Source organism: Pseudomonas sp. NPDC090203, assembly GCF_044746765.1.
GTDB classification, from domain to species: Bacteria; Pseudomonadota; Gammaproteobacteria; order Pseudomonadales; family Pseudomonadaceae; genus Aquipseudomonas; species Aquipseudomonas putida_AD.
Genome location: NZ_JBIVCV010000015.1, coordinates 16,884 through 35,776, shown reverse-complemented (window position 1 = coordinate 35,776; position 18,893 = coordinate 16,884). Strand labels below are relative to the sequence as shown.

Sequence of the window (18,893 nt, the reverse complement as noted above, 5' to 3'; positions counted from 1 at the left end):
TTTCATGAGTACCACCCCCCGTTCGGTCAAACGGCGTTCAATGGCGTTCTGTGCCACCTTGCTGGCTCTCGCGTGCCTGAATGCAAGGGCCGACACGCTGCAAGTGGTCACCGAGGATTCCTCCTACAGCGCCTTCGAGAACGGCAAGGTGGTGGGCGTCGCCAGCGAGATCGTCGAACAGACCCTCGCCCGGGCCGGCATCACCGATTACCACATGACGCTCTACCCCTGGGCGCGCGCCTATGACATGGCGCGTCTGGAACCCAATGTGCTGATCTACCCGATCATCCGCAGCGCCGAACGCGACCCGCTGTTCAAATGGGTCGGCGAGCTGGATCAGGTCACCCCCTCGTTCTACAAGCTGCGCGAACGCCGCGACGTGGTGGTCAAGACCCTGCAGGACGCCAGGAATTACAGCGTCGGCGTGGTGCGCGACGACTCGCGCCAGGAATACCTGGAGGGCAAGGGATTCAGCAAGATGGTGGTGTCGGCCAACAACCTGGACAACCTGCGCAAACTGCTGAGCGGCCAGGTGCTGCTGGTGCCGATGCCCGAACGCGAGGCGCGGGAACAGTGCGATGACCTGCACATTGCGTACGAAGACCTGGAGGCGGTCTACACCCTGGACGACCTGTCCAAGGGCCTGTACGTCGCCATCAGCCTCAAGACGCCGGAAGAAACCGTCAAGCGCATCACCAACGCCTTCGCTCAACTGAAAAACGACGGCACCGTGGCCAAGGTCCTCGCCCGCTAGTTTCTCTCCCGGAAAACGCAAACGGCCCTGCCAGAGGGCAGAGCCGTTCGATAGTTCGCCAGGTGTTGGCGATCAGTTGCCCGCCACCTGTGCCACCTCGCCGGACGTCACCAGCGCCTTGAGCGACAGGTCGAACTGTTTCAGGGCGTTGATCTGCAACTCACGCTGCTGATCGATCTGCGCGGCGATTTCCGGAGCGGCCTTGTCGCGGACCCAGATAGAACTCAGTTCCTTCTCGCCCAGGCCTTGTGCCTGGCCGATGTATTGCAGGTTGGCGTCGTAGAACTTGGCCACGAACCGCGCCTCGAACTTGCTGTTGCGCTGGGTCACCAACTGGCTGTAAGTGTCGAGCATGACTACCACATCAGGGCGCGCCTTCATCAGTGCATCGAGATTTTCGTAGACCGTCACCGAGGCGAATTCCTTCTGCAACGAACCCTTGAGCCAGTCGATGGCCAGCTTCGGATCGGAGCTGTTGATGAAGGCGTTGCTGATGCGTGAGTCCAGTTTGCCGCTCTGAATGCCTTTGAGCGCGACGGCGTGGTAGCGCTCCAGATATTCAAGGGTGCCAACGGTGTTTTCGCTGTAGAGCACGCCCACCGACTGGGACTTCTTCAGGCTCAGCGCGCTGTCGGCAACCGGCAGGAAATGGCAGGACTGCTCGGCGGCGGTATAGGCTTGGGCGTTGTCGGCGGCGTAGGAAGGCGCGACGGCGAACCCGCCAGTCAATACGGCGACGAGCGTCAGCAGGGTTGAAATTCTCATCGCGCATGTCCTTCTAAAGCCAGTTCGGTATGGCTCTATCCTGCTCCTTTGCTGGAAAAAAAGAACTCCCGTTTCTTGATGTTCACTATCGATTTCACGAATGGTAGAGGTATTGAGAAAGTCCTTTACGGTTTCGCGAATAAAACAACTTTCCAATAGGCGTAAACGAACTAACTCACACTGCGAAGTTGAGGATCACCTGGCGGACTTTATGCAGCGCAGCAGTCAATGCGCCAGGTTCGAGCGAGCCCAGCGCCAGGCGCAATGCATGGGGAACGGGGCTGCCGACGGAAAACGGCTCGGCGGTGGACACGGCAATGTCCTGCGCAAGCAATGCCACCGCCACCTGATCGGCGCGCACTTCTTCGGGCAGCGGCAGCCATAGAAAGTACGACGCCGGATGGCTGATCACCGCAAGCCCTGCCAGGGCCTTTCTGGCCAGCCGGTTGCGACTCATCGCGTCCTTGCGTTTCTCAGCTTCGAGACGCTCGACGGTACCATCCATGACCCATCCGCAGACCAACGCCGTCATCACACCCGGGGTGTTCCAGGTGGTCGCGCGGATCGCCCGCTCGATCGACGCCACCCATTTGAGAGGTGCGGCGACGTAACCAACCCGCAAGCCGGTGGCGACGTTCTTGGAGAAACCTGAAATATAGACCGTGCGGTCGGGCGCCAGCGTCTGCAAGGGCGCGGACGGGTTCTGCGCGAGAAACGCATAGGCCGCGTCCTCGATCAGCAGCAGATCGTGGGCCTGGGCGATGTCCGCCAGCCGCCTGCGCCAGGCTGCGTCCAACACCCAGCCCATGGGATTGTGCAGCGTCGGCATCGCATACACCGCCTTGATCCGGCGCTTCGCGCAGAGAGTTTCGAGGGCCTGCAGGTCGGGCCCGGTTTCGCTCAACGGGATCGGCACCAGCTCCAGCCGATGGGCCTGGGCGATCACCTTGAAGCCCGAGTAGGTCAGCGCATCCACCGCCACCACATCGCCGGGCTTGAGCAAGGCCATGACCGTTGCCGCCAGGCCATGCTGGGCGCCGCTGACGATGAGGATCTGTTCGGCGCTCACCGCAAGCCCGCGGTCGATCAGGTGCCGTGCCATGCAGGCACGCTCATGCAGGCGCCCGGCATGGGGCTGATAGCGCAGCAAGGCTTCCAGATCCCCCGACAATGCCAACTGCCGCAGCCCGGTGCGCAGCATCTGCGCCTGGCCCGGCAGCGCCGGGTAGTTGAAATTGAGGTCGAGCATCCCCGCCGCGGTGGCCTGCTGATCGACGCCATGGGTCAGGGGCAGCGCGATCTCGCGCACGAAGGTACCGCGCCCGGTTTCGCCACTGACCAGCCCCATCGCCTCAAGCTCGGCATAGACCCGCGATGCCGTCACCAACGCCAGCCCCTGTTGCTCGGCCAATTGACGGTGGGTCGGCAAACGGGTGCCGGGCGGCAGGGCTCCGGAGGCGATGTCGTTGGCGAAAGTGTCAACCACGGTCTTGTAGCGCGCGCGGGGCATGGGTGATGTATCCATGACAATTTTTTGATTGTATTGATTCTGCGCCTTAGCATTCCCGGCATGCAACAGGCATTGCCTGCCGACTGCTCCTCCCCCGCCGTCATCGAGGCCCGACACCATGGAACATGTATCGAAGCTCGAACCCCTGCCCACGCAAAAAACCTCGAGCGGATGGCTCAACGGTCTGATCGGCGTGATCATTTTCAGCGGGTCGTTGCCGGCCACACGGATTGCCGTCCAGGAGTTCGCGCCGGTCTTTCTCACCGTCGCACGCGCCTCGATTGCCGGTGCCCTGGCGCTGGGCATGCTGTGGCTGCTCAGGGAAAAGCGCCCTGCTCGGGATCAGTGGTTGCCGCTGTTGATCGTTGCGCTGGGGGTGGTGGTCGGTTTTCCGTTGCTCACCGCGCTGGCCTTGCAATATGTGACCTCTGCGCACTCGATCGTTTTCGTTGGCCTGTTGCCGCTCGCCACTGCCGCGTTTGCCGTGCTGCGCGGTGGCGAGCGCCCGCGCCCGGTGTTCTGGGTGTTTTCGCTGCTGGGCAGCGGGCTGGTGGTGGGCTACGCGCTGGCTCAAGGGCTGACTGCTTCACCCAAGGGCGATTTGCTGATGCTGCTGGCGATGCTGGTGTGCGGGCTGGGGTATGCCGAAGGGGCGAAGCTGTCGAAAACACTGGGTGGCTGGCAGGTCATCAGTTGGGCGCTGGTGCTGTCGCTGCCGGTAATGCTGGCGCTGACCTGGATCACCGCACCTGCATCCTTCGTTCACATCACCCTGCCCGCCTGGCTGAGCCTGGGGTATGTGTCGCTGTTCAGCATGCTGATCGGCTTTGTGTTCTGGTATCGAGGGCTGGCTCAAGGGGGAATCGCTGCGGTTGGTCAGTTGCAGTTGCTGCAACCCTTCTTCGGCCTGGCGCTGGCGGCGACGCTGCTGCACGAGCAGGTGAGCCTGGGCATGCTCGGGGTGACGCTTGCCGTGATCCTGTGCGTCGCCGGCGCCCGCCGATTCGCCCGTTGACATTGCGCTTCGCCACAGAAGACCTGTAGCAGTCCGGCTTGCCGGCGTCGGGGTTTCGCCATCGCTGTCGCCGGCAAGCCGGACTGCTACGGGGCGCGGAGGTATCCGGAAATGGGATAACGGGCGCCGGGCGTCACCACGCCAGTTTGATGCGGCTCTCGAAGACTCGCTCCTGCCCTGTCACCGGATCGACAAAGCGCAGCCCTTGCGCCAGCAACTTCAACGGTTTGTCGTAATCGTCCAGCACATCCTTGAGCACATCCGGGTAAAACGGGTCATTGCAGATAGCCGCCCCTAGCGCCGCCATGTGCACGCGCAACTGGTGCTTCTTGCCGGTCACCGGGTACAGGCCGTAACGCCACAATTCACCCTGACGCTCGCGCACCTCGATGCGGGTTTCGGTGTTGCTCTGCCCCGGGCCTTCCTGCATCCGGAAAAACGGCTCGCCATCGACCAGCCGGCTTTTGTGCACCCGTGGAAACTCCACCTCCGGCAGCGCCTTGGCAATGGCTTCGTAGGATTTGTCGATCTGCCGTGTCGGAAACAACGCCTGGTACGCCGAGCGGCTCTGTTTGTTCGCCGAAAACAGCACCAGCCCTGCCGTGTGCCGGTCGATGCGGTGCAGCGGCACCAGATGCGGATTGTCCAGGGTGCGAATCAGACGCCGCAGCAATGTCTGCTCGACATACTCGCCAGCAGGCGTCACCGGCAGGAAATGCGGCTTGTCCGCCACCACCAGATGCTCATCCGCATACAGGATGGTTTCCTGCACCGGAATCGGCACTTCATTGGGCACTTCGCGGAAATAGTGAATGCGCAGCCCTTCGCGATAGGGCAAATCCAGGGCGATGGGCTGGCCTTCCCCGTCAAGCACCCGACCCCGTGCGATGCGGTCGAGCCATTGCTCGCGGCCGATGGCGCGAAAGTGATCGCAAAGACATTCGAGCACCGTCAGCCACGGGCCTGGCGGCAGATAGAGGGTGCTGGCCTGAGTGTCGGCGGGGGCGAAAACGGACTGCGACATGAATGACTCTGGATCGGGAAAGCCTGGATTATCCCCTACCCTCGGCGCTTGTGCGAGCCAGCCGGCGAGCGCGACCTTATGTCGCACGCCGAAATACGACCAGTTGTCTGACAACTAGATGACGCCGGTAGCCTCTCAATTTGATTTGTTCTAAAATGTTTCCAAATCGGCAAGCAGGCGCGAACCCGAACGCACATCCCTTTATGGATGCTCGACACCGAAAACGCCTGCCAGACCTGACCTCATAAAAAGAAAGCCCGTCCTCGACGGGCTTTTTTCGTTTTCAGCTTTTGCAAACGCCCGTCAGGCGCAACTGCCCTACAGATTTCATTTTAAAACTTTGAGGAAACACCATGCTCGGCCAACTGTTTCAATGGATCAAACGCCTTTCCACCGGTACTTCGGTGGAAAACGAAGAGAACTACTCGCAGTCCTTCTCGGATGACGAGCATGACATGGGCCGCTGGACCTTCATGTCGGTCGCCATCATCTTCACCCTGAGCCTGTACGTGGTGGCCGGTCTTGGCTACTTCGCAAAGGTGCACGTCTGGGACGGCATGACCGAAGCGCAGAAAGAAGCCGTTGCCAAGGCAATGGTCGTAGACACTCAGTACCTGTAATCCCGCAGGCGTGGCTGCCGCTGGCAACAAAGCTAGCGCAGAAACACCACCACCTGATCGGTGTCGAACGGCCAGTCCAGTTCGGCACCGGTGTCGGTGCGCCGCAGCACCGGAATCCGCAAGCCGTAGGCTTCATTCATTGCCTGACTCTCGGCGATGTCCACCAACTCCACCAGCAAGCCATGCTCCACCAACGGCATCAGCTCGGCCTCGGCGACTTCGCACAAATGACAGCCCAGGGTTCCGAACAGTTGGCATTCCGGCGGCATGGAGTGATCCTCTGGTCACGAGCGGCAGCATAGAGCGCCAGTTTAGGCCCGCCCCGAAATGACGTCGAGCCTCAACCGGCGCCGCACCGCAGCCCAGGCGATCAGTCGTGGCTGACCGCCCCGATCTTGTGGATCGACAGATCCGCGCCGTAATACTCCTGCTCCTGATTCAGGCGCAGACCCAGGCAGCGCCTGATCAGCCCGTACACCGCAAAGCCCCCGGCCAGTGCAACGACCACACCCAGCGCGGTGCCGATCAACTGGCTCAGCAGGCTGACGCCGCCCATCCCGCCCAGGCTGACCTGGCCAAAGATGCCGCAGGCAATCCCGCCCCAGACGCCGCACACACCGTGCAGCGGCCAGACGCCCAGCACGTCGTCGATCTTCCAGCGCACTTGCGCGGCCGTGAAACACCAGACGAACACGGCACCTGCGATCACCCCCGTGAGCAGTGCGCCCACAGGGTGCATCAGATCGGAACCGGCACAGACTGCCACCAGCCCGGCAAGCGGACCGTTGTGCAGAAAGCCTGGGTCGTTGCGACCGACGATCAGCGCTGCGACCGTGCCGCCGACCATCGCCATCAGCGAATTGACCGCCACCAGCCCACTGACGCCGTCGAGCGTCTGCGCACTCATGACGTTGAAGCCGAACCAGCCGACGATGAGAATCCACGATCCCAGCGCCAGGAACGGAATGCTCGAAGGCGGATACGCCACCAGCTTGCCGTCGCGATAGCGGCCGTTGCGCGCACCGAGCAAGGTCACGGCCGCCAGCGCCAGCCAGCCGCCCATGGCGTGCACCACCACGGAACCTGCGAAGTCATGGAAGCTTGCGCCGAAGGTCTTGAGCAACCAGGCCTGCAATCCGAAGTTGCCGTTCCACACCATGCCTTCGAAGAACGGATACACAAACGCGACGATCAGCACCGTGGCGCACAGCTGCGGCGCGAACTTCGCCCGCTCGGCGATGCCACCGGAGATGATCGCCGGGATCGCGGCGGCAAAGGTCAGCAGGAAGAAGAATTTCACCAGGCCGTAGCCGTGATCCGTCGCCAGCACAGCGGCGGGCTGGAGAAAATTCACCCCATAGGAAATCCAGTAGCCAATAAAGAAGTAGGCCAGGGTCGATACGGCGAAGTCGCTGAGGATTTTCGACAGCGCATTGACCTGGTTCTTCTGGCGCACCGTGCCGACTTCCAGAAAGGCGAACCCGGCGTGCATGGCCAGAACCATGACCGCGCCGATCAGAATGAACAGGGTATTGGAGCTGTGGACCAGGGTGTCCACTGCGCTTTGCATGTTTTCCATCGAGAGGCAGGCCTGCAATTAACGAAAAGCACCAAAGCAGCACAACCCTTCTATCCCACGTCAGGAAAAGCACCAAATAGGCGCACCCTGAGGCCTCTGCGACCCGCTTTGGCGCACGCTGAGAGACAGAAATGTTGAACGCTGGGGCGTTTTTCCAGGTTTTATGATTCAGGTTCTAGGTTTTGCCGGCTTGACCGACATGCGCGCTCTGCATTGGAGCGCGCCGCCTCCCTGGCGCACCATCGCAAAGCAAAACCTGTACCAGCCAACCCGCACTCATCTGCGGGGAATTGGAATGAACCTTCAGTAATGAGCCATACTCGAAACCCAATATTGCCACCCCAACGGAGAACATCATGGCTCGCCCAACAGCAGAGAAAGCCCAGGACATATTGATGGCAGATTTCCAGACACTGGTTGCCGACACGGAAAAGCTGCTGGCGCACACGGCCTCCCTGGCCGGCGATCAGGCTGACGAGCTGCGCGACCAGATCAACGACAGCCTGCTGCGCGCCCGTGAAACCCTGGCCCTGGCCGAGCAGACCCTGCGCGAACGCGGCAAGGATGCACTGGCAGCGACCGAAGATTACGTGCAGACCAACCCATGGCAATCAGTGGGCATCGCCGCCGGCGTCGGCTTCCTGCTGGGCCTTCTGGCCACTCGGCGCTGATCGGCATGACGTCTGAAACGGGTCCATCCGGGACCGACCACACTTCCTCGCCACGCCGGTTGGGCGCGGCATTTCTGGGCCTGCTGCATAGCCATGTCGAGTTGTTCGGCATCGAGCTGCAGGAACAGAAAGCCCGCACCGTCAGCCTGTTGCTGTTCGCAGGGCTGGCGCTGGTATTTGCCTTGCTGCTGCTGATCGGCTTGTCGGCGCTGCTGCTGATTCTGGTCTGGGACAGTTATCGCCTGACCGGCATCATCGGGCTCTGCGTGTTCTATTCCCTGGCGGCGCTGTTTTGCGCGATGCGCCTCAAGGCAGCAGTGTTCGATGAGTCTTCCCCCTTCCATTCCACTCTGGAAGAACTGGCCAACGACCGCGAGCGACTGATGCCATGAGCCTGCCCCAACTGCCCCAGACCCATAACCGCCGCGAGTTGCGCAAGGCGTTGATCCGCCTGCGCATGGAGATGCACCGTCAGGAGATTCGGCACGAGTCGGCGCAACTGATGCGGCCCCTGCATCGCATGCGCGGCATGGCCCACGACCTGCCCGGCTCGCTGGGCATCAAGCACGCGCCGCTGTGGGGAGTCGGCATCGTGTCCCTGCTCGGCTTTCTCACCGGCAAGGGTACGCGCAGCCAGCGCACAGGCAGCGTGACCCGGCTGATCAAGCTGAGCGCCAGCCTGATGCCGATCATCAAACTCATCCTGCAAGGCACCTCGCGCCGTCCTTGAGATGGCCTTTTGGCTGCATTCTTGCAACACACCCAGGCCTACGCCCTCGCTCGACGATGCATGTCGGGCCAGGGCGTAGCCGTTTGTGTCGACAATAATGCCAATGACCCATAAGGAGGCCATGTGATCGATGGGCAACCGCTAGCCTGTTTTCAGCCGTTCATCGATACCGCGACAGGCCGGATCGCAGGCGTGGAAGCGCTGGGGCGCCTGCGTCAGGACGACGGTCGCCTTGCCTCGGTGGGGCCGCTGTTCGCCGACCCCAGAAGGCCTGCCGCCGAGCTGCGCCGCCTGGACCGGCTGATCCGCGACAACGCCCTGCAACGCCTGCACGAGGCCCCCGCCGACTGGTTCCTGAGCCTGAACATTTCGCCGCGCTGGATCAGCCGCCTGCGTCCCGACCAGCCGCTGCCCAGCCTCAAGCAACTGCAACGCCACGGCATCGCGGCGCAGCGGATCGTTTTCGAAATCACCGAGCTGGGCGGCGACAGCCAGCGGCTCTCCGACGTGGTGGCGCGTTATCGACAAGCCGGGGCGCGCATCGCCATCGACGATTTCGGTGCAGGCTACTCCCAACTGGACCGGGTGCTGGCCTTGCAGCCGGACATCCTCAAGCTCGACATGCGCCTGTTCCAGGCGGCGGCGCGAGGCGGGCCAAGCAGCGACGTGGTCAAGGCCCTGGCGCAAATGGCGGAAAAGACCGGTTGCTGGATCATCGCCGAGGGCGTGGAGACCGAGGCCGAACTGCATTTCGCTCTGGAGTGCGGCTCGCGCTACGTGCAGGGTTTTCTCTTTGCCCAGGCCGAGACCGACTTCTTCGCCGCCGACGCCTTCGTCGAGCGCTTCGCGCAACTGCGTGACGGCTACGTGCAGCGCAAGGTGGTCGAGCGCGAGCGCCTGATGACCCTGCGCAAACAACTGTGCCAGCTCATGCAACGGCTTCAGGGCTGGGCCGAGGGCAACGCGCCGCTGGACGAGCTGCCGAACGTGGCGGATTTCCCCTGGCTGCTGCGCTTCTATCAATGCGACCGCCACGGCACCCAGTTAACCCCCAACCTTGAGTGGCAGAACGGCGCCTGGCTGGCCGACACCCGCTATCTGGGCCATAACTGGTCCTGGCGGCCTTACTTTTACCACCTGCTCGCCGAGGGCTGGCACGAGCGCCGGCTGACCCTGTCCAACACCTACCGCGACGCCACCAGCAATCAGTATTGCCTGACCGCCGGGCAGTTTTTCGACAACGGCCAGCGGCTGCTGCTGATCGATGTCGACGCGGCCGGTTTCTGATTCACGCCCCGTCACGATCTGCCCCTTGCAGCTTTGCGGGGGAGGCGTGAAGCTAGGCCGGTAATCACCCGATGGAGTACCGGCCTTGGATTGGCAAACACTGCTTACCCGCGAGCGCCTCGGCAAGACCCTGCACAGCCCCGAAGAACTGGGCCGCAGCCCGTTCCACAAGGATCATGACCGCATCATCTTCTCCGGCGCCTTCCGCCGTCTCGGCCGCAAGACCCAGGTCCACCCCGTCACCAGCAACGACCACATCCATACCCGCCTGACCCACTCGCTGGAAGTCAGTTGCGTGGGCCGCTCGCTGGGCATGCGCGTGGGCGAAACCCTGCGCAGCGCCCTGCCCGACTGGTGCGAGCCGAGTGATCTGGGCATGGTGGTGCAGTCGGCGTGCCTGGCCCACGACATCGGCAACCCGCCGTTCGGCCACTCGGGCGAAGACGCCATCCGCAACTGGTTCAAACAGGCCGCAGGCCGCGGCTGGCTTGACGCAATGAGCGACGCCGAGCGCAGCGACTTTCTCAATTTCGAAGGCAACGCCCAGGGCTTTCGCGTCCTGACGCAACTGGAGTATCACCAGTTCGAAGGTGGCACCCGGCTGACCTACGCGACCCTGGGCACTTACCTGAAATACCCCTGGACCGCCCGCCATGCCGACGCCCTTGGCTACAAGAAACACAAGTTCGGCTGCTACCAGAGCGAGCTGCCGATCCTTGAACAGATCGCCGGCAAACTCGGCCTGCCGCAACTGGACGACCAGCGCTGGGCGCGCCACCCGCTGGTGTACCTGATGGAGGCGGCGGATGACATCTGCTACGCCCTGATCGACCTTGAAGACGGCCTGGAAATGGAGCTGCTGACCTACCCCGAGGTCGAGTCGCTGCTGCTGGGCCTGGTGGGCGATGATCTGCCGGAAACCTACCGTCAACTGGGCCCTGGCGACTCGCGCCGGCGCAAACTGGCGATCCTGCGCGGCAAGGCCATCGAACACCTGACCAACGCCGCCGCCCGCGCCTTCGTCGAACAACAGGATGCGCTGCTGGCGGGCACCTTGCAGGGTGATCTGGTGGAGCACATGCACGGCCCGGCCAAGCGTTGCGTGCTCAACGCCAAGGACATGGCCCGCAAGAAAATCTTCCAGGACAAACGCAAGACCCTGCACGAGATCGGCGCCTACACCACGCTCGAGATCCTGCTCAACGCATTCTGTGGCGCGGCCCTGGAACAGTTCGATGGTCACACGCCGTCGTTCAAGAGCCGACGCATCCTGGACTTGCTGGGCAACAACGCCCCGGATCCGAAGTGGCCGCTGCACACCTCGTTCCTCAGGGTCATCGACTTCATTGCCGGCATGACCGACAGCTACGCCAGCGAAATGGCCCGTGAAATGACTGGCCGCTCCAGCCCGGTCTGAGTTTTCCATCGAAAACAGCCCGAAGTCAGGCGTGACTTCGGGCTTTTCTTTTCAGCATTTCAGGAAAAGAAAACCGGATTCTCGGAAACTTCCTACAACGCGCTCGGAAACGCCCTATCGTCGCTTCACAGCACCTGCCGAATAATCCGGCCGTCCCACAGGCCGGTCCCGATACTCACCAGCCCTGAACGCCTCACCGCGCCTGCCTCCGGACGAGCGCCCTGTCCAATCAGCCACCCATGCCTCTTTCCGGACGACCCGATGCCCAGACATACCCTACGAATCCTGCTGGTAGAGGATCATCCATTCCAGCTCATCGCCTTGCAGGTCCTGCTGAACAACCACGGGTTGTATCGAGTGACGCCTGCGTTGAACGCCACCGAAGCCCTCGCAGCGCTGGAGCGCAGCCCCGAGCCCTATGACCTTCTGCTCTGCGACCAGCGCCTGCCGGGCATGGACGGCGCGGACCTGATCGAGGCTGCCAGCACGCGCGGGCTGATTCGCCACGCGGTGTTGCTCAGCGGCCTTGAGCCCACGCAGCTTGCCGAGATTGAAAGCGAAGCCCGCAGCAGAGGGCTTCCATTACTGGGTTGCCTGACAAAACCCATGAACACCCTTGAACTTTTGCAACTTATATCGCCCGAATCAAGTGACCTCTGACCCCACTTCGACATCCAATCACAAATTGATGCAAATGAAGATAGCGCGCACCCCCGAAAAGGTGAAACGGCGCCTGACTGTTTCAAAATCTGACACTGTTTAAATATGTAGCTCGATACTTATGTTCATGTAGGAACATTCCTAATCGAAATAAACGGGCGCATTCTGATAACTGCTTTCGCCTGGCTGCAGGCTTTGCATTTTTAAACATTTATACACATCACGGGCATTTACGTACGGAAAGCCGCTAAATCATGTAGGAACTTTCCTATATATGGCCGCAGACCTGTTCTGTCCATGCGCGCCCTCGAACATCTGCGATAAGGTTCGCGCTTTCTTCGCTGCCTGTTATGGATTGAATCATGAACTCAGTTTTTATCATCGACGATCATCCCGTCGTTCGCCTGGCCATCAGAATGCTGCTGGAAAACGAAAACTACGAGATCGTCGGCGAGACCGACAATGGCGTCGACGCCATGCAGATGGTGCGTGAATGCATGCCGGACCTCATCATTCTCGACATCAGCATCCCGAAGCTCGATGGCCTGGAGGTGCTGGCCCGGTTCAACGCCATGAATCTTCCCGCAAAGATTCTGGTATTGACCGCCCAGGCACCGGGGCTCTTTGCAATACGTTGCATGCAATCGGGTGCCGCAGGTTATGTATGCAAACAGGAAGACCTCAGTGAACTTGTCAGCGCGGTGAAAGCGGTATTATCCGGCTACAATTACTTTCCAAGCCAGGCGCTCGGCGCAATGTCGGCCCGCGATGGTGACCCGGACGAACTCGAGCGTTTCAAACTGGTCAACGACCGCGAATTGATGGTATTGCAGCTATTTGCCCAGGGGCGAACAAACAAGGAAATCGCCAAGGGCATGTTCCTGAGCAACAAGACGGTCAGTACATACAAGACCCGCCTCATGCAAAAACTCAAAGCCAAGACTCTGGTTGAACTAATAGAGATGGCTAAACGCAATTCGCTGGTGTGAGAGATAGGATGTCGAAGGGGCTAAAGGACTACTGCATAGCAGCCGCATTCGCCTGTCTGAGCCTGACCGCTCAGACCCAGGCCCATGCGGCCGAACGTTACACCCTGCTGAGTCGTTCCAATCCGGCGCACATGGACGTCACGCTGGATCGAACCCAATGGCAGTGGGTGCGCAACAAGCGCGAACTGATCCTGGGCACGACCGCTCCGGACTACCCCCCGTTCGACATGACCCTGACCGGTCACGATTACGAAGGCTTCACCGCAGACTACGCCGGGATCCTGGGCCGCGCCCTGGAGCTGCCGGTCAAGGTCCTGCGCTTCGAAACGCGGGACCAGGCCATCGACGCCCTCGTCGACGGCCAGATCGACCTGCTGGGCAGCGCCAATGGCTACGAGGCCGCCACGGGTCGCATCACCCTGTCGTCGCCCTACGCGGTCGATCAGCCGGTGCTGGTCACCCGCACCGGTGAGGCCCGGTCCCTGACCGACGGCCTCAACGGCCTGCGCTTGAGCATGGCGTACCACTACCTGCCGCCGGACGACATCAGGGCGCTGTACCCCAAGGCCCGGCTGGAACTCTTTCCCTCGTTCCAGAGCGCGATCAACGCCGTGGCCTTCAATCAGGCCGACGTTTTCCTGGGCGATGCCATCTCCACGCATTACGTCATCAGCAAGGGCTATCTCAACAACATCCAGATGGCCAACTTCGGCAAGCACGAGGCCAACGGCTTCAGCTTTGCCGTGCGCGCGGACAACACAGCGTTGCTGGACGTAGTCAACCTGGTGCTCAAGGGCATCCCGATCGACGAACGCATTGCCATCTCCAAACGCTGGGGAGCGGGCACCGACCTGCTGCTGACCGATCAGAAACTGCTGCTCACCCAGCGCGAGGAGCGCTGGATCGCCCAGCACCCCAAGGTGCGCGTGCTGATAAACGACGCCTACGCCCCCCTGACCTTCTTCGATGCCAGCGGCAACTTTCGCGGGGTGACCGCCGACCTGCTCGACCTGATCCGCCTACGCACCGGCCTGCAATTCGAAGTCAGCCGCGCACCCAGCATGGCCGACATGATGAACCGCGTGAGCCAGGGCCAGGCCGACCTGATCGGCGGGCTGGCGCCCAGCGACGAGCGCGAGGCACGCTTCAATTTCAGTCGCCCGTACATGGACAACGCCTTCGTGCTGGTCACCCGCAAGGAGCCGGCGAGCCCCGCCAACCTTGAACAACTGGATGGCAAACGCGTCGCCCTGGCCCTTGGCAGCCCGACCCTGCCCTACCTGCGGCGAGAGCATCCGCGCATCTATCCGGTGGAAGTCGACAACCCGCCACAGGCACTGGACATGCTTGCCCACGGCCGGGTCGAAGGCGCCGTCACTTCGCTGTTCAGCGCCAGCTACTACATCTCTTCCCGGGCCCTGCAGAACGATTTGCAAATGCGCGTCACGGTAGGCCAGGAGCCGGCACGCATCGCGATGGCCACATCGCGCAATGCCACCGAGCTCACGGCCATCATCGACAAGGCCCTGTCGAGCATCGCACCCGAAGACCTGGCCGTGATCAACAACCGCTGGAGAACCTACATCCCACCCAGCCGCGGCGCCTGGCAGGACTACCAGTTGCTGGTCTACCAGATCGTCGTCGGTGCGGGCTTGCTGCTGCTCGGCTCGCTGGCCTGGAACGCCTGGATGCGCCGCCAGATCAAACAGCGCGAGCGAGCAGAACGGGCGCTCAGCGATCAGTTCGAATTCATGAGCGCGCTGGTCAACGGCACGCCGCACCCCATCTACGTGCGCGATCGCAAGGGCCTGTTGCAGATGTGCAACGAGAGCTACCTGACGGCGTTTTCGGCCAGGCGCGAAGAGGTGATCGGCAAGACCATCCTGGACGGCGTGCTCAGCGATGCCCAGGAGGCCCGCCAGTACGTTGCCGACTATCAGCAGGTGATGACCGATGGCGCGCCGCTGATCCTGGACCGCTCGCTGCATATCGGCGACCGCTCGCTGACCATCTATCACTGGATCCTGCCGTTCCGTGATTCCCTGGGCAAGGTCCAGGGAATCATCGGCGGCTGGATCGACATCAGCGAACGGCGCCAGTTGATCGAGGACCTGCAATCGGCCAAGCAGCAGGCCGACGACGCCAACCGGGCGAAGAGCACCTTCCTGGCAACCATGAGCCACGAAATCAGGACCCCCATGAATGCCGTCATCGGCATGCTGGAACTGGCCCTCAAGCGCGCCGATCAGGGCCAGCTCGACCGCCCCGCCATCGAGGTGGCCTACAGTTCGGCCAAGGACCTGCTGGAGTTGATCGGCGATATTCTCGACATCGCCCGCATCGAGTCAGGCCGCCTCACCCTCAGTCCCGAACGCGCCAACCTGCGCCAACTGGTCGAGTCGGTGGTCCGGGTGTTCGACGGCCTGGCCCGGCAGAAAAGCCTGACCCTGCAACTGGACCTGGACAGCCGGACCAACATCGACGTGCTGATCGACCCGCTGCGCTTCAAGCAGATTCTCTCCAACCTGATCAGCAACGCGATCAAGTTCACCCCGCAGGGGCAGATTCGCATCAGCCTGCAGAGCGAGGACGCCACCAGTGAACAGCTGATCCGCCTGATGGTGGTCATCCAGGACAGCGGCATCGGGATCTCCGACGAAGACCAGCAGCGCCTGTTCGCCCCCTTCGCCCAGGCGGACAACAGCGGGCAACTGGCAAGGACCGGCGCCGGACTGGGCCTGGTGATCTGCCGCAGCCTGTGCGAAATGATGGGGGGGACCCTGACCCTGGACAGCCAGCCGGGCGTCGGAACCCGGGTGCAGATGACCTTCGAACTGATGACCCTGGACCCCTTGGCCAACCTGCCCGCGCCAAAGGAAAACGACGCCCACGGCGCGGCTACACTGGACATCCTGGTGGTCGACGACCATCCCGCCAACCGCCTGTTGCTGTGTCAGCAACTGGGATTCCTGGGGCATCGTTGCGAGATCGCCGAACAGGGCGCCGAGGGGCTGGAGCACTGGCTGGCCCGCCATTTCGATCTGGTCATCGTCGATTGCAACATGCCCGTGATGAACGGCTATGACCTGGCGCGCGCCATCCGCGCCCACGAACAGGAGCAAGGCCTTGCACCCTGCATCGTGCTGGGCTTCACCGCCAACGCCCAGCCCGAAGAGAAGCAGCGCTGCCGCGAGGCGGGCATGGACGACTGCCTGTTCAAACCCATCAGCCTGAGCGCGCTCAATGATCGCCTGTCACGGGTCGGCGTGCGCCCAGGGCGCCCGGAGCAGCAGCGCGGCAGCCCGCCCTTCGAGATGAGCAGCATCGTGGCATTGACCGGGGATCGCCCGGAAATGATCCAGCACCTGATCGACCAGTTGATCCGGAGTTGCCGTGACGACGCCGCCGAACTGGTCCAGGCGAGTGCACGGGGTGACAGACAGGAGATTCATGACGTCGCGCACAAGATCAAGGGTGCGGCGAAAATCATCAGCGCGGGCCGGGTGATCGAGTTGTGCGGGCAACTGGAACTGGCGTGCGACGACCACGCCGGTGAAACGCTGCTCGCCCCATTGGGACAGCGCCTCGTCGAGGCCATGGCCGCGCTGGAACAGGGGCTGTTACAGCACCAGCAGCGCTGACAGGGTCGCAGAAAGCAAAAAGGGAAGCAGGCTCGACGCCTGCTTCCCCTTGTTCAACGCGGTAGCAATCAGGCAACCGGGTTGATCGGCTTCTCAGGGTACCAGGCATCCATCAGCGGGCTGACTTCGACCTTGGTCACTTCGCTGCGAGCTTTCAACCAGCTTTCGACGGTGGCGCGCTGCTCTTCGGTGACCGAGCCACGCTTGGCCGAGCACACCAGACCGTAGTCATCGCCGCCAACGTAGTCCAGACCGTTGGCATCCATCGCCTCTTCCAGGAAAGCGTCGAGGAAGGCATCGACCGCCGCATCGTCCAGGTCTTCCTTGAACTCCAGGTTCAATTCAAAGCCCAGTTCCTGAAATTCATCGACGCACAGTTTTTTGCGCAGACGGCGGGAACGATTAGTCGCCATGGAAACAATCCTCAAAAGTAAATATCGGGCGGCACTCTACCAGCTTGGGCGCCCAAAAGCCCGAAAACCACGCCGTCGCCCGACGACACAGCGCAGAAAGTCAGGTTTTAACGTGACAATCGGCAGGCATTTGCAAAAATAGCCGCTTTTGACGGCGATACTCTGGCGCAAGTCACCAAAGCTTGCGGCATAATGCCGCTTTATCGGAGGGCTTCTGTACCTTCCGGCGGCGCGGGACTTTTTCACCCGTTCCGGTTTTTCGAGTCATGAGGGAATCCATCCCCTCTCCATCTGGTCTTGCAGTAGGGTTTTATTGAATGATCAAATCTTTGCGTCCCCTGTTTCTCGCCTCCCTGCTTCTGCCGATTTCTTTCTGCGTTTCTGCCGCCCCCATCAATACCGCGCTGCCGCCCAAGGTCGAGCAGGCCCTCAAGGCCAGCAAACTCGACAGCAACGCACTGTCACTGGTGTTGCTGCCACTGACCGGGCCGGGTACCCCGACCGTCTTCAACGCCGACGTCTCCGTCAACCCGGCCTCGACCATGAAGCTGGTCACCACCTATGCGGCACTCGAAATGCTCGGCCCAACCCACCAGTGGAAGACCGAGTTCTACACCGATGGCACCCTGAGCAACGGCGTGCTGCGCGGCAACCTGTACCTCAAGGGTGGCGGCGACCCAAAGCTGAACATGGAAAAGCTCTGGCTGCTGATGCGTGACCTGCGCGCCAACGGCGTACAGCAGGTGACCGGTGACCTGGTGCTCGACCGCAGCCACTTCGTCCAGCCGCAACTGCCGGTGTTCGACGATGACGGCAACGACAAGAACAAACCGTTCCTGGTGCGCCCCGACTCGCTGATGGTCAACCTCAAGGCCCTGCGCTTCGTGACCCGCAACGACGGCGGCAAGATCCTGGTGTCGGTGGAGCCGCCGATTGCCGCGATCCGCATCAACAACCAGGTCAAGGCGCTGGCGTCGAACAAGTGCACCGGTGACGTGCTGTACAACCCGGTGCCGGAAGCCGACGGCGGCATTACCGTGACGGTGTCCGGCCAGCTGGGTGACGGCTGCAACTCGCAAACCTATCTGTCGCTGCTCGATCATCCGACCTACACCGCAGGTGCGGTGCGCGCGATCTGGCAGGAACTGGGCGGCACCATCCTGGGCAAGGACCGCCTGGACGTCGTGCCGGGCAGCGCCAAACTGCTGGCCAAGGCCTACTCGCCGGATCTGGCTGAAATCATTCGCGACATCAACAAGTTCAGTAACAACACCATGGCACAGCAACTGTTCCTGAGCCTGGGTTCGGAGTTCCGCAACGAGGCCGACGGCGACGATGCCAAGGCTGCGCAGCGAGTGATCCGCCAGTGGCTGGCGAAGAAAGGCATCACCGCCCCGCACCTGGTAATGGAGAACGGCTCGGGCCTGTCCCGCGCCGAACGTGTCAGCGCCCGGGAAATGGCGCAGATGCTTCAAGCCGCCTGGAACAGCCCGTATCAAGCCGAGTTCATGAGCTCCCTGCCGCTGGCCGGCATGGACGGCACCATGCGCAAGCGCCTCAAACGCACCGCGCTGCGTGGCGAAGCCCACATCAAGACCGGCACCCTGAACACCGTGCGCGCCATCTCGGGCTTCAGCCGTGACAGCAACGGCAACACCTGGGCCGTGGTCGCCATCCTCAACGACCCACGTCCATGGGGCGCCTCGTCGATTCTCGATGAAGTGCTGGTGAGCATGTTCAACCAGCCAAAACTGGCGAACACCACGATCTCGCTGCAGCAGTAACGCCTCTGTCGTGAAAAAGACCGATCCCTCGCTG

Annotated in this window: 18 protein-coding genes; 12 read left to right on the top strand and 6 right to left on the bottom strand. The window is 62.0% G+C overall.

Annotated elements, in window-relative coordinates; all coding sequences use genetic code 11:
• The first annotated feature begins 4 nt into the window (after positions 1-4).
• Positions 5-754, top strand: a complete 750-nt coding sequence (locus tag ACIPO9_RS23150; protein WP_400783741.1) for a substrate-binding periplasmic protein — start codon at positions 5-7, stop codon at positions 752-754.
• 72 nt (positions 755-826) lie between these two features.
• Here the strand turns inward: ACIPO9_RS23150 and ACIPO9_RS23145 are convergent, their stop codons facing one another.
• Together ACIPO9_RS23145 and ACIPO9_RS23140 are read right to left on the bottom strand one after the other, a co-directional pair.
• The gene (locus ACIPO9_RS23145) at positions 827-1,519 is read right to left on the bottom strand and encodes an ATPase (RefSeq protein WP_400783739.1); all 693 of its coding nucleotides are present in this window, start codon (positions 1,517-1,519) and stop codon (positions 827-829) included.
• 175 nt (positions 1,520-1,694) lie between these two features.
• Complete coding sequence (locus ACIPO9_RS23140) at positions 1,695-3,029, bottom strand: PLP-dependent aminotransferase family protein (protein ID WP_400783737.1); 1,335 nt, start codon at positions 3,027-3,029, stop codon at positions 1,695-1,697.
• A 118-nt stretch (positions 3,030-3,147) separates the two neighbouring features.
• Between ACIPO9_RS23140 and ACIPO9_RS23135 the strand changes: the two genes are divergently transcribed.
• A complete protein-coding gene (locus ACIPO9_RS23135; RefSeq protein ID WP_400783735.1) occupies positions 3,148-4,044 on the top strand; it encodes a DMT family transporter in 897 nt (298 codons plus the stop codon).
• Positions 4,045-4,177: 133 nt separating this feature from the next.
• Here ACIPO9_RS23135 and ACIPO9_RS23130 read toward each other — a convergent pair whose 3' ends face one another.
• Positions 4,178-5,068, bottom strand: coding sequence for a pseudouridine synthase (locus ACIPO9_RS23130; RefSeq protein WP_400783732.1), 891 nt, complete (start codon positions 5,066-5,068; stop codon positions 4,178-4,180).
• A gap of 353 nt (positions 5,069-5,421) precedes the next feature.
• Between ACIPO9_RS23130 and ACIPO9_RS23125 the strand changes: the two genes are divergently transcribed.
• Entirely contained in the window at positions 5,422-5,688 is a 267-nt protein-coding gene (locus ACIPO9_RS23125) for a hypothetical protein (protein ID WP_274129983.1), read from the top strand.
• A 32-nt stretch (positions 5,689-5,720) separates the two neighbouring features.
• Here the strand turns inward: ACIPO9_RS23125 and ACIPO9_RS23120 are convergent, their stop codons facing one another.
• Together ACIPO9_RS23120 and ACIPO9_RS23115 are read right to left on the bottom strand one after the other, a co-directional pair.
• Positions 5,721-5,957, bottom strand: coding sequence for a glutaredoxin family protein (locus tag ACIPO9_RS23120; protein WP_274129984.1), 237 nt, complete (start codon positions 5,955-5,957; stop codon positions 5,721-5,723).
• Positions 5,958-6,058: 101 nt separating this feature from the next.
• Positions 6,059-7,267: an ammonium transporter gene (locus tag ACIPO9_RS23115; protein WP_400783730.1), complete on the bottom strand. Its 1,209-nt coding sequence runs from the start codon at positions 7,265-7,267 to the stop codon at positions 6,059-6,061.
• Positions 7,268-7,623: 356 nt separating this feature from the next.
• Here ACIPO9_RS23115 and ACIPO9_RS23110 point away from each other — a divergent pair, with 356 nt between their 5' ends.
• From ACIPO9_RS23110 to ACIPO9_RS23075, 8 genes are all read left to right on the top strand, one after another.
• Positions 7,624-7,938, top strand: coding sequence for a YqjD family protein (locus tag ACIPO9_RS23110; RefSeq protein WP_274129986.1), 315 nt, complete (start codon positions 7,624-7,626; stop codon positions 7,936-7,938).
• Between the two features lie 5 nt (positions 7,939-7,943).
• Entirely contained in the window at positions 7,944-8,330 is a 387-nt protein-coding gene (locus tag ACIPO9_RS23105; protein WP_274129987.1) for a phage holin family protein, read from the top strand.
• On the top strand, positions 8,327-8,668 hold the full coding sequence (locus tag ACIPO9_RS23100) for a hypothetical protein (RefSeq protein WP_274129988.1): 342 nt from the start codon (positions 8,327-8,329) through the stop codon (positions 8,666-8,668). Before ACIPO9_RS23105 ends, ACIPO9_RS23100 begins: the two co-directional genes overlap by 4 nt.
• Before the next feature lie 123 nt (positions 8,669-8,791).
• Positions 8,792-9,955: an EAL domain-containing protein gene (locus tag ACIPO9_RS23095; protein WP_400609882.1), complete on the top strand. Its 1,164-nt coding sequence runs from the start codon at positions 8,792-8,794 to the stop codon at positions 9,953-9,955.
• Between the two features lie 85 nt (positions 9,956-10,040).
• Positions 10,041-11,372 carry a deoxyguanosinetriphosphate triphosphohydrolase gene (locus ACIPO9_RS23090; RefSeq protein ID WP_400783727.1) on the top strand — a complete coding sequence of 444 codons (1,332 nt, stop codon included), beginning with the start codon at positions 10,041-10,043 and terminating at the stop codon, positions 11,370-11,372.
• 261 nt (positions 11,373-11,633) lie between these two features.
• Positions 11,634-12,032, top strand: a complete 399-nt coding sequence (locus ACIPO9_RS23085) for a response regulator (RefSeq protein ID WP_400783725.1) — start codon at positions 11,634-11,636, stop codon at positions 12,030-12,032.
• Between the two features lie 362 nt (positions 12,033-12,394).
• On the top strand, positions 12,395-13,021 hold the full coding sequence (locus ACIPO9_RS23080; RefSeq protein ID WP_400609886.1) for a response regulator: 627 nt from the start codon (positions 12,395-12,397) through the stop codon (positions 13,019-13,021).
• A gap of 8 nt (positions 13,022-13,029) precedes the next feature.
• A complete protein-coding gene (locus ACIPO9_RS23075; RefSeq protein WP_400783722.1) occupies positions 13,030-16,662 on the top strand; it encodes a transporter substrate-binding domain-containing protein in 3,633 nt (1,210 codons plus the stop codon).
• 68 nt (positions 16,663-16,730) lie between these two features.
• On the opposite strand, the gene ACIPO9_RS23070 is transcribed toward ACIPO9_RS23075, so the two are convergent.
• Positions 16,731-17,075: a YggL family protein gene (locus ACIPO9_RS23070; RefSeq protein ID WP_274130144.1), complete on the bottom strand. Its 345-nt coding sequence runs from the start codon at positions 17,073-17,075 to the stop codon at positions 16,731-16,733.
• A gap of 317 nt (positions 17,076-17,392) precedes the next feature.
• Between ACIPO9_RS23070 and dacB the strand changes: the two genes are divergently transcribed.
• Positions 17,393-18,859 (top strand): D-alanyl-D-alanine carboxypeptidase/D-alanyl-D-alanine-endopeptidase, encoded by a 1,467-nt coding sequence (gene dacB / locus ACIPO9_RS23065; protein WP_274130145.1) that lies wholly within the window; start codon positions 17,393-17,395, stop codon positions 18,857-18,859.
• Positions 18,860-18,893: the final 34 nt, after the last annotated feature.